We start from the raw sequence: 279 nt of genomic DNA on the forward strand, positions 1-279 counted from the left end.
ATTTTTGTGTTGGGGGGGGGGCGGGGGGGGGGGGGGGTCTTGTTTTTCTATCTGGTTTGTGTTTTTGTTTTTGTGGTTGGTTTTTTGGGCTGGCGATACTTTTTTTTTTTGGGGGGGTTTTTTTTGCTGGGTGTGTGGTTTGGCTACTTGTTTTTGTTGGTGGCGGGGTTGGGGTTTTTTTTTTTTTTTTTTTTGGGGGTTTTTTTTTGTTTTAATTTTTTTTTTTTTTTTTTGGGTTTTGGAATTTGTTTTTTTTTTTTTTATTTTTTTTTTTTTAAT

The 279-nt window shown here is 35.1% G+C and carries 1 protein-coding gene; it reads right to left on the reverse strand.

Features of this window, described 5'->3' with window-relative positions:
- The coding region (locus tag J2D73_RS21525; RefSeq protein ID WP_207884225.1) for a hypothetical protein at window positions 1-279 on the reverse strand (279 nt) is incomplete at both ends.

The sequence above is a fragment of the Acetobacter sacchari genome, from assembly GCF_017377715.1.
Classification (GTDB): Bacteria; Pseudomonadota; Alphaproteobacteria; order Acetobacterales; family Acetobacteraceae; genus Acetobacter; species Acetobacter sacchari.